Origin of the sequence: Streptomyces indicus (assembly GCF_900100315.1) — a bacterium.
Lineage (GTDB): Bacteria > Actinomycetota > Actinomycetes > Streptomycetales > Streptomycetaceae > Streptomyces > Streptomyces indicus.
The window spans coordinates 1488740-1496813 of sequence record NZ_FNFF01000001.1; the positions used below are offsets into that span (position 1 = coordinate 1488740).

Here is an 8074-nt window from a genome sequence, read left to right on the forward strand (position 1 = left end):
CATGCCCCACAGCTCGCTCAGACATCCCGCCTCCGCACCCGCCACACCGCGAGGGCGAGCACCACGGCCACGTACAGGGCGAGCATGCCGAGCCCGAGCCAGGGCCCCTGCGGGTAGCAGCCGTCCTCCGGAAGGCACAGCGAGTCCACGTGGCCGTAGCGCGTCCGTGTCTCCTGGATGGCGAAGCCGGCGACCGGGGTGACCTGCTGGAGGAAGCGGGACAGGCCGAGCGGCAGGATGCTGACCAGGACCAGCGGTGCCACGAAGAGCACCACGACCGTCGCGATGGCGGGTGCAGTGCGGCGGAGGAGCGCGCCGAGCCCCAGGGCCAGGACGGCGATCAGGGCGAGCAGCACACCCGAGCCGGCCACGGCCCGCAGTACGGGACCGTCGGTGAAATGCAGTTCGGCGAACTGCGGCGGCTTGTGCCCGTTCGCGCGCAGCATCGGCTGTCCGATCACGAAGGACACCACGCTCGCCACGAGCCCGGCGACGAAGGTCACGGCTCCCACCACGGCCGCCTTGGCCACCAGGACGCGTCCGCGCCGGGGTGAGGCCGCGAAGGTCGTACGGATCATGCCGCGCCGGTACTCGGCCGTGACGAACAGCGCCCCGAGCGCGGCGATCAGGACGAGCCCGAGCTGGGTGCCGCTGAGGCTGGTGGCGCCCAGGTCCATGTCCTGCACGGCGGGCGCGATGTCACCGGACCCGGTGACGGTGAACGCACCGCCCGTGCCGGTGGAGGTCCCGGCCCCCTCGGACTCGCCCGCGCCCGCCGGCAGCCGGCCGCCGACGCCCGTGTGCCGCCAGTCGCCCTGTGTCCCGCTCACGGCGACCTGCCCGAACTCCGCCGTGGCGCGCGCGGGCCGCGAGTCCACGGAGACCGCGCCGAAGGACCGCTCCATCCGGGTCACCATCGGCGAGGTCACGAACAGGCCCGCCTGTACGGTCCCGTCGAGTCCCGGCACGTCCGCCGAGCCCACCCGCTGCCAGCCGCTGCCGTCGGCGGACTCGTACCCGGTGATCCGCGTCCCGTCGCGCACCAGGCGCAGCCAGCGTGCCGTGGCGACCCCGTCGCCCTCGCTGCCGGCCGTGTCGTGCACGAAGTCGTGCTGGAAGCGCACGCCGTGTCCGGGGGTCACCATCACGGCGGCGTACGGCGCTCCTTGCGCCGTGCTCTTCTTGAGCAGGAGCCCGGCCTTGGCCCATCCGGACAGGCGGGTCTCCCCCTGTCCGACGAGCCGGTCGACCCGCACGGTGAGCGTGCCGTCGCCGGGCAGACTGCGGTGGACGTAGCGGAAGGAGTCGAGGATCTGGATGCCGCCGGGCCCGGTCGGCGCGGGGCCGCGCTTCTCGCCGCTCGTCTCGACCTTGCCGCTGGAGGCGGCGAACAGCGAGATGAGGATGGTCAGGAGGACCGCGCCGAGCAGGGTGAGGTTCCAGCGGCGCACGGTGCGCAGCTTGGTCCACTCCGCGCGCAGCAGCTGCGGGAAGCCGTCGCGTCCGGGCGGCACGACGGTGGAGCGGTACGGCGCGACGGGCGGGTTAGGGGGCGCCGGCGGGGTCTGCGTGGTGGTCATGACGCCTCCGTCCCGGTCACCGGGGGCGCGGCGAACTCCAGGGCGTCACCGGTCAGTTCCATGTACGCCTCCTCCAGGGTGGCCCGGTGCGCGGACACCTCCGAGAACGGCACCCCGGCCCCGGCGAGCAGCTGCACCACCTTCTCCGCGTTCACGCCGGAGACGGTCAGCGCGTCCCGGTCGGTGGCGGCGACCGTGGCGCCCGCGGCGGCGAGCAGGGTCATCGCCTCCGTACGGGCCGAGGTGCGCAGCGCCACCCGGTCGCCGGACGCGGCCGCGAGCAGCTCGCGCACGCCGGTGTCGGCGATCACGCGGCCGCGCCCGATCACCACCAAGTGGTCGGCGCTGTCCTCCAGTTCACTCATCAGGTGGCTGGAGACCAGGACGGTGCGGCCCTCGCGGGCCAGCGACTTCAGGAAGCCGCGGATCCAGCGGATGCCCTCGGGGTCGAGCCCGTTGACGGGTTCGTCCAGGAGCAGCACGGGCGGATCGCCCAGGAGTGCGGCCGCGATCCCCAGGCGCTGGCGCATCCCGAGCGAGTAGCCGCCGGCGCGGCGGCGGGACGCGGAGGCGAGGCCGACCTGTTCGAGCACCTCGTCGACGCGGCGCACCGGGATGCGGTGCGAGTGCGCGAGCCACAGGAGGTGGTCGCGGCCGCGCCGGCTGGGGTGCACGGCCCCCGCGTCGAGGAGCGCGCCCACCTCCTGCAAGGGGGTGCTCAGCGCCCGGTAGGGACGGCCGCCGATCAGCGCCTCGCCGTCGTCGGCCGCGTCCAGGCCGAGCACGATCCGCAGCGTGGTGGACTTGCCGGCGCCGTTGGGGCCGACGAATCCGGTGACCTGTCCCGGAGTGAGCGTGAAAGAGAGGCCGTCGAGAGCGGTGACGGACCCGAACCGTTTGCGGAGTCCCTTGACCTGGACCGTGCCGGCGTCTGCGTCGGTTTCCATACGAAGGGAGGCTAGGGAGCGGCCGGGCCCGGGTCGTCACGCCGGGGAGCCGTCTTCGTATCCCTCACACGAGGGACTCGCGAGCCCCACGGCTCGGTGACAATGGCCAGGTGGGAGCGAGATTCAGGCAGCGTCTGCGCGGACCGGCGCCGGGGAGCGAGGCTCGGCGGCCAGGGTGCGACGCGCGGCAACCGGCAAGCGAGGCGCGGCGGCCGGACAGCGAGGCTCAGCAGTCGGGGAGCGACGCGCGGCAACCGGCAAGCAGGGCGCGGCGACCGGAAGGCGAGGCCCGCCGACCAGGCGACGGCAGTCGTAAGGGAAGCACGCCCGGTGTCCCGCACGCCGTCCGCACCCCACGAGCCCTCCGCATCCCACGAACCCTCCACGCCTCACGCACCGTCCGCGCCTCACGCGCCCTCCTCACCTCCCCCACCGCCCCCGCCCTCGCAGCCGCCGCCTCGGCCCTGCTCGCCCTCGTCGAACTCGCCCTGCGCGCCTACACCGACAGCCTTCCGCTCTCGCTCTTCCTCGCGCTCGGCGCGACCGTGCCGCTCGCGGTGATCCGCACGCAGCCGTTCTGGGCCGCGGTGGTCGCCTCGACCTCGATGCTGCTCGCGCTGGCCCCGTACGGCCTGTTCCTCCTCGCGGGCCTGCCCGCCCTGCTGCTCTGCCTCTACGTTCAGGGGCTGCGCGGCCCTCGCCTGCCCGCGGCGCTGCTGCCCCTGCCCTTCCTCGGATACGCGGTGGCCGGACCCGGCGACCGGCCGGTGACCGTACTGGTCTGCCTGGCCGCGCTGGCCGCGGCGGCGACCGGCCTGACCCGCCGCGCACTGGCCGAGGCGCGGGCGCACAGCGCGACCGAACGGGCCATCGCCGAGACCTTGCAGGAGCACGCGGCACGCGGCGAACGGGCCCGTATCGCAAGGGAGTTGCACGACGTCGTGGCCCACCACATCTCGATGATCGCCGTCCAGGCGGAGACCGCGCGGCTCACGACGGAGGGCATGCCGCCCGCGGGCGCCGAGCGGCTGCTCGCCATCGGCGACACCGCACGCACCGCGCTGACCGAGATGCGCCGGCTGCTCGGCGTGCTGCGCGAGGACGCGGGCACACCGGCCGCACCGCAGCGCCGCCCCCAGCCCGGTCTCCAGCAACTGGCCGAGCTGGTCGACGAGGCACGCGAGGCGAGCGCGGCCGCCACCCGGCTCATCGTCAGCGGGCCGGTGCGGCCGCTCGACCAGGGCGTGGAGCTCACCGCGTACCGCATCGTGCAGGAGGCCCTCACCAACGCACGCCGGCACGCACCGGGCGCGGCGGTCGACGTCGCCCTGCGGTACACCCCGCAGGGACTGCACCTGAGCGTCCGCGACAACGGCCCGGGCCCGGCCCGTGCGCCCGCGCGCACCGGCCACGGCCTGACCGGGATGCGCGAGCGGGCCGCGATGGTCGGCGGCGAGCTCAGCTCGGGGCCCGCGCCCGGCGGCGGTTTCCGGATCGAGGTCCTGCTCCCGGCCCCGGCCGCCGACTCACCCCAGGAGACCGCCGTATGAGCGCACCGCTGCGCCTGGTCATCGCCGACGACCACGAACTCGTCCGCGCCGGCTACGCCGGACTCCTCGCCACCCAGCCGGACTTCGAAGTGGTGGGCACGGCGCGGGACGGCGCGGAGGCCGTCCGCGTCTGCCGCGCGCTCGCGCCCGACCTGGTCCTCATGGACGTCCGGATGCCGGTCATGGACGGGATCGAGGCGACCGCACGCCTGGCCGACACCGGCATCCGCGTCCTCATGCTCACCACCTTCGACCTGGACGAGCACGTGTACGACGCACTCGGCGCCGGAGCGGGCGGCTTCCTCCTCAAGGACGTCACCGCCGAGAAGCTCTTCGACGCGGTGCGCGTGGTGGCGGCCGGCGAGGCCCTGCTCGCACCCACCGTGACCCGCCGCCTGATCGCGGAGTTCGCCCGCCTGCGGCCCCCGACGAACCGCCCCGCCGCGGACCTCGCGGCGTTGACGCCGCGCGAGACCCAGGTGCTCCGGCTGATCGCGGAAGGGCTGTCCAACCCGGAGATCGCGGCCCGGCTGCACGTCAGCGAGGAGACGGTGAAGACCCATGTGAGCCGGGTCCTGTCGAAGCTGGGCCTGCGCGACCGCACGCAGGCGGTCGTGGCCGCGTACGAATCGGGCCTGGTGATCCCGGGCGGCGGCGCGCGCTGACCTCGCGGCGGCCCGCGCCGGGGCCGCGCCGCCGGGCCTGGCGCCGGAGGCAACAGCCGCCCCGGGTTACTGCGTTCGGGCTGAACCTGCTCGCGCCGCGCGCCCGTTCGGCCCCGCCCGACAACCAGTCATTAATGATGATCTTTCATACCGGGTGCCGCAGGTGCGCCCTCGGACTTGGAGGAGTCGTCACGTGAGCGCACGCATCCGGACCTGGGGCACGGTCTCCGTCGCCACCGCCGCACTCCTGATGGCGGCCGCCGCGCACTCCCCCGGCACCGGCGCCGCCCCCAAAGGCCCGGCGTTCGCGCCCCGGATGCCCGTCGACGCCCTGCTCACCGCGTCGGCCGCCCGCGACACCCAACTGGCCGTGAGCAAGAAGGGGTTGTGCCGTGCGCCGGGCGGCGGCCGGGTCTGTCTCATCAGCCACCCCGGCTCCGCCACCTGGACCGTGCCGATGACGCCGGGCCGCAAGTCCGTACGGCAGCCCGTCGCGCTCGACGGCCGGCTCGCGCTCACGATGCGCGCCAACGGCCACATCACCGATGTCTCGGTGGCCAACTCCCGTGGTGAGACGCTCGGCGGCCGGCTCAGCGCCGACGGCCGCACGTGGCGCAGCACCTGGGCCGTACCGGCGGGCTTCCGCTACCGCGCGACCGTCCGCACCGAGACCCCGTCCGGCGGCTCGGCGGTCGCCACCCTCACCTTCCGCACCAGCGCGCCTCAAGGCCGCCGTCTCACCGCGGAGTTCGGCCCGGAGGCCGGCACGTACGGCGTGGGCCAGCCGGTCACGGCCACGCTCAGCCGCCCCGTACCGGCGAAGAACGCCGAGGCCCGGGCCCGGATCGAGCGTGCACTGCGCGTGAGTTCCTCGCCGGCCGTCGAGGGCGCCTGGCACTGGGTGGACGACCAGAACCTGCACTACCGCCCGCGCACCTTCTGGCCCGCGCACGCGGAGATCACCGTGCGCAGCGCGCTGGCCGGAGTGAACATCGGCGACGGCCTGTACGGGGCCGGGTCCAAGCCGCTGACCATCCGTACCGGGGACCGCATCGAGGCGATCACCGACGCGTCCGCGCACACCATGACGGTGCTGCGCAACGGCGAGGAGATCCGCACCATCCCGGTCACCACCGGCAAGCCCGGCTACCGCACCCGCAACGGCATCAAGACCGTGCTCGCCAAGGAGCGGCAGGTCCGGATGCGCGGCGAGGGCATCGGCATCGCGCGCGGCAGCAGCGACTACTTCGACCTGCGCGTCAACTACGCGACGCGGGTCACCTGGAGCGGCGAGTACGTGCACGCGGCGCCGTGGTCGGTGGGCTCGCACGGCGTCGCGAACGTCTCGCACGGCTGCACGGGGATGAGCACGTCGAACGCCGCGTGGTTCTTCGACCTGGTGCGTCCCGGTGACATCGTCCAGGTGATCAACAGCGAGGGCGAGGACATGACGCCGTTCGACAACGGGGTCGGCGACTGGAACCTGTCCTGGAAGAAGTGGCGCAAGGGCTCGACCGTGCTCGCGACGAACAGGATCCCCGCCTCCCCGCGCCTGTCCCCGATCGCCTGACCGCTTCCCCGGGTCAGGTGCCGACCACCAACTCCTGGAAGGGCTCGGCGGATTCGGTGCCGTACCGGCCGAAAGGCGCGTCGAAGTTCCACACCAGGAACAGCAGGAACACGATCAAGGCGCTGAAGACCCCGGCGAGCAGCAGCTCCCGTGCCGACCGCCGGATCTGCAGCGTGAAGATCAGCCCGACGATCACCACCCCGCCCGCGACGAGCCCGAACCACACGACCCCCGGCAGCGTCGGCTCGGCCGCACCGACCCGCACGTGCCGGGCGTCGTCGGCGATCGCGATCTGGTCGAGCAGCGGCTGATACGCCTGGGCCTGAAGATCGGTTTCCGGTGCCTGGCGGGTGATGTCCCCGCGTACGGCCGCGAGCAACTCGGCACCGCGCTCCGACGGCGCCTCACCGGCGGTCAGCCGGGGCCACTCCGCCTGCACGGTGTGCGTGGCATACGCGGCGACCTGGTCGCGGATCCGCTCGCGCACCTCGGGCGGATAGACCTCGACGCGCTGCGTCACCTCGTACAGCGCCTGCGCCTCCCGCCGCACGGAGTCCTCAGCCGCGCCCCTGGCCTCCCATACGCCGGCGATGGCGAGACCGAGCACGATCGCGTAGACCACGCCGACCATCATCACCATGTACTCGATGACATCGGGCGTCTGCGAGGTGTCGTCGTCGGGCACCTGCCGACGATGCCGCAACATCGGCACGGCCACGACCACGGCACACACGAGAACCATGGCGAGAGCGAGAACGAGCCATTCGGGCACGGGGGGACTCCTGGGGGGGCGGGGGTTGAGGATCGGGGGTGAGTCGGCGTTGGGCTGAGGCCGGGAGTGGGGTCGGGCCCGAAGTCGGCGTCTGTGCCCGGGGTTGGGGAGGTGCTGCCGAGCGGGCAGGGCGGTCAGTTGCGGGAGGAGCGCCCCCGGCCTCCGGGCCGCAGGGCCGCCGCGGCGAGGACGGCGGGGGCGGTGACGACGACCATCAGCGTGACCGTGGAGAACCCGCCGGGCACCGGACGCGTGACCAGCGCCGAGCGATAAGGCCGTACGGGGAAGACGGGACCGGGCGCGGAGGGCGGGGCGGGCGCGGCGAGCTCCTCGGCCACAGGGGCGCCGAACAGTCCCCTCCCACCCGGGGGCCGCACCGGCCCTTCGAGGCTATCGGACCCCACTGACAACGCCGGCTCCTCCACGCTCGGGGCCGGGCTGCCCGGCGCACTGCCGGGCGGGCCACCGACCGGGGAGGGCGGCGCGCCCAACGAGGGCCAGGGCGTCGGGAGTTCGGGCACCGGGAGTTCGGGAGCCGGAGCGCCGGAAGCGGGCGGGGCGGAAGGGGTGCGCGGCACGGGCGGGGGCGGCGCCTCGGGCTGCGGTGGCGCGTCCGGCTCCGACGCGGCGGGGCACACGTCGAACACCGTCGACACCGCCCCGTGCGCGAGGCCCGCGGCCTCCACGTCGACCTGGGACGCGACGTGCACGGGTGCGAACACCACGAGGGCACCCAGCCCGGTCAGACACAGCACAGCCATCCGCAGCCCTCCGCTCCAAGCCGACGTCATCCCTGCACGCACGACACCGCGCCCGCACCCGAACTCGCTCGGCCCCGGCCCCGGCCCCGGTACCACCGGACCGACCGTCCGGGCACCCACACCGACACCGCGGGCCGAACCGCACCCGCCCGCGCCCACCGCCGGCACACCGACGGCACCGACGGCACCGACGGCACCGACCGCACCGACCGCACCGACCGCACCGACC

General features: G+C 74.3%; 7 protein-coding genes. 3 read left to right on the top strand and 4 right to left on the bottom strand.

Annotation, left to right across the window (positions count from 1 at the left end):
* Positions 1-17: 17 nt before the first annotated feature.
* On the bottom strand, positions 18-1580 hold the full coding sequence (locus tag BLT97_RS06570; RefSeq protein ID WP_093607653.1) for a DUF1349 domain-containing protein: 1563 nt from the start codon (positions 1578-1580) through the stop codon (positions 18-20).
* Complete coding sequence (locus BLT97_RS06575) at positions 1577-2527, bottom strand: ABC transporter ATP-binding protein (protein ID WP_093607654.1); 951 nt, start codon at positions 2525-2527, stop codon at positions 1577-1579. Before BLT97_RS06575 ends, BLT97_RS06570 begins: the two co-directional genes overlap by 4 nt.
* Positions 2528-2637: 110 nt before the next feature.
* On the opposite strand from BLT97_RS06575, the gene BLT97_RS06580 reads away from it, so the two are divergent.
* The 3 genes from BLT97_RS06580 to BLT97_RS06590 all read left to right on the top strand — a co-directional run bounded on the left by BLT97_RS06580 (position 2638) and on the right by BLT97_RS06590 (position 6312).
* Complete coding sequence (locus BLT97_RS06580) at positions 2638-4077, top strand: sensor histidine kinase (RefSeq protein ID WP_342742700.1); 1440 nt, start codon at positions 2638-2640, stop codon at positions 4075-4077.
* Positions 4074-4742, top strand: coding sequence for a response regulator (locus tag BLT97_RS06585; protein WP_093607655.1), 669 nt, complete (start codon positions 4074-4076; stop codon positions 4740-4742). The genes BLT97_RS06580 and BLT97_RS06585 overlap by 4 nt, the downstream gene beginning before the upstream one ends.
* Before the next feature lie 193 nt (positions 4743-4935).
* Positions 4936-6312 (top strand): L,D-transpeptidase, encoded by a 1377-nt coding sequence (locus BLT97_RS06590; protein WP_245769158.1) that lies wholly within the window; start codon positions 4936-4938, stop codon positions 6310-6312.
* Positions 6313-6325: 13 nt separating this feature from the next.
* Here the strand turns inward: BLT97_RS06590 and BLT97_RS06595 are convergent, their stop codons facing one another.
* Complete coding sequence (locus BLT97_RS06595; RefSeq protein ID WP_093607656.1) at positions 6326-7084, bottom strand: bestrophin-like domain; 759 nt, start codon at positions 7082-7084, stop codon at positions 6326-6328.
* 134 nt (positions 7085-7218) lie between these two features.
* The gene (locus BLT97_RS37770; protein ID WP_176953660.1) at positions 7219-7845 is read right to left on the bottom strand and encodes a hypothetical protein; all 627 of its coding nucleotides are present in this window, start codon (positions 7843-7845) and stop codon (positions 7219-7221) included.
* Positions 7846-8074: the final 229 nt, after the last annotated feature.

Bases quoted from the DNA above. Each gene is read 5' to 3' on its own strand.
- BLT97_RS06570 (WP_093607653.1), bottom strand. From the start codon at position 1,580: ATGACCACCACGCAGACCCCGCCGGCGCCCCCTAACCCGCCCGTCGCG.
- BLT97_RS06575 (WP_093607654.1), bottom strand. From the start codon at position 2,527: ATGGAAACCGACGCAGACGCCGGCACGGTCCAGGTCAAGGGACTCCGC.
- BLT97_RS06585 (WP_093607655.1), top strand. From the start codon at position 4,074: ATGAGCGCACCGCTGCGCCTGGTCATCGCCGACGACCACGAACTCGTC.
- BLT97_RS37770 (WP_176953660.1), bottom strand. From the start codon at position 7,845: ATGGCTGTGCTGTGTCTGACCGGGCTGGGTGCCCTCGTGGTGTTCGCA.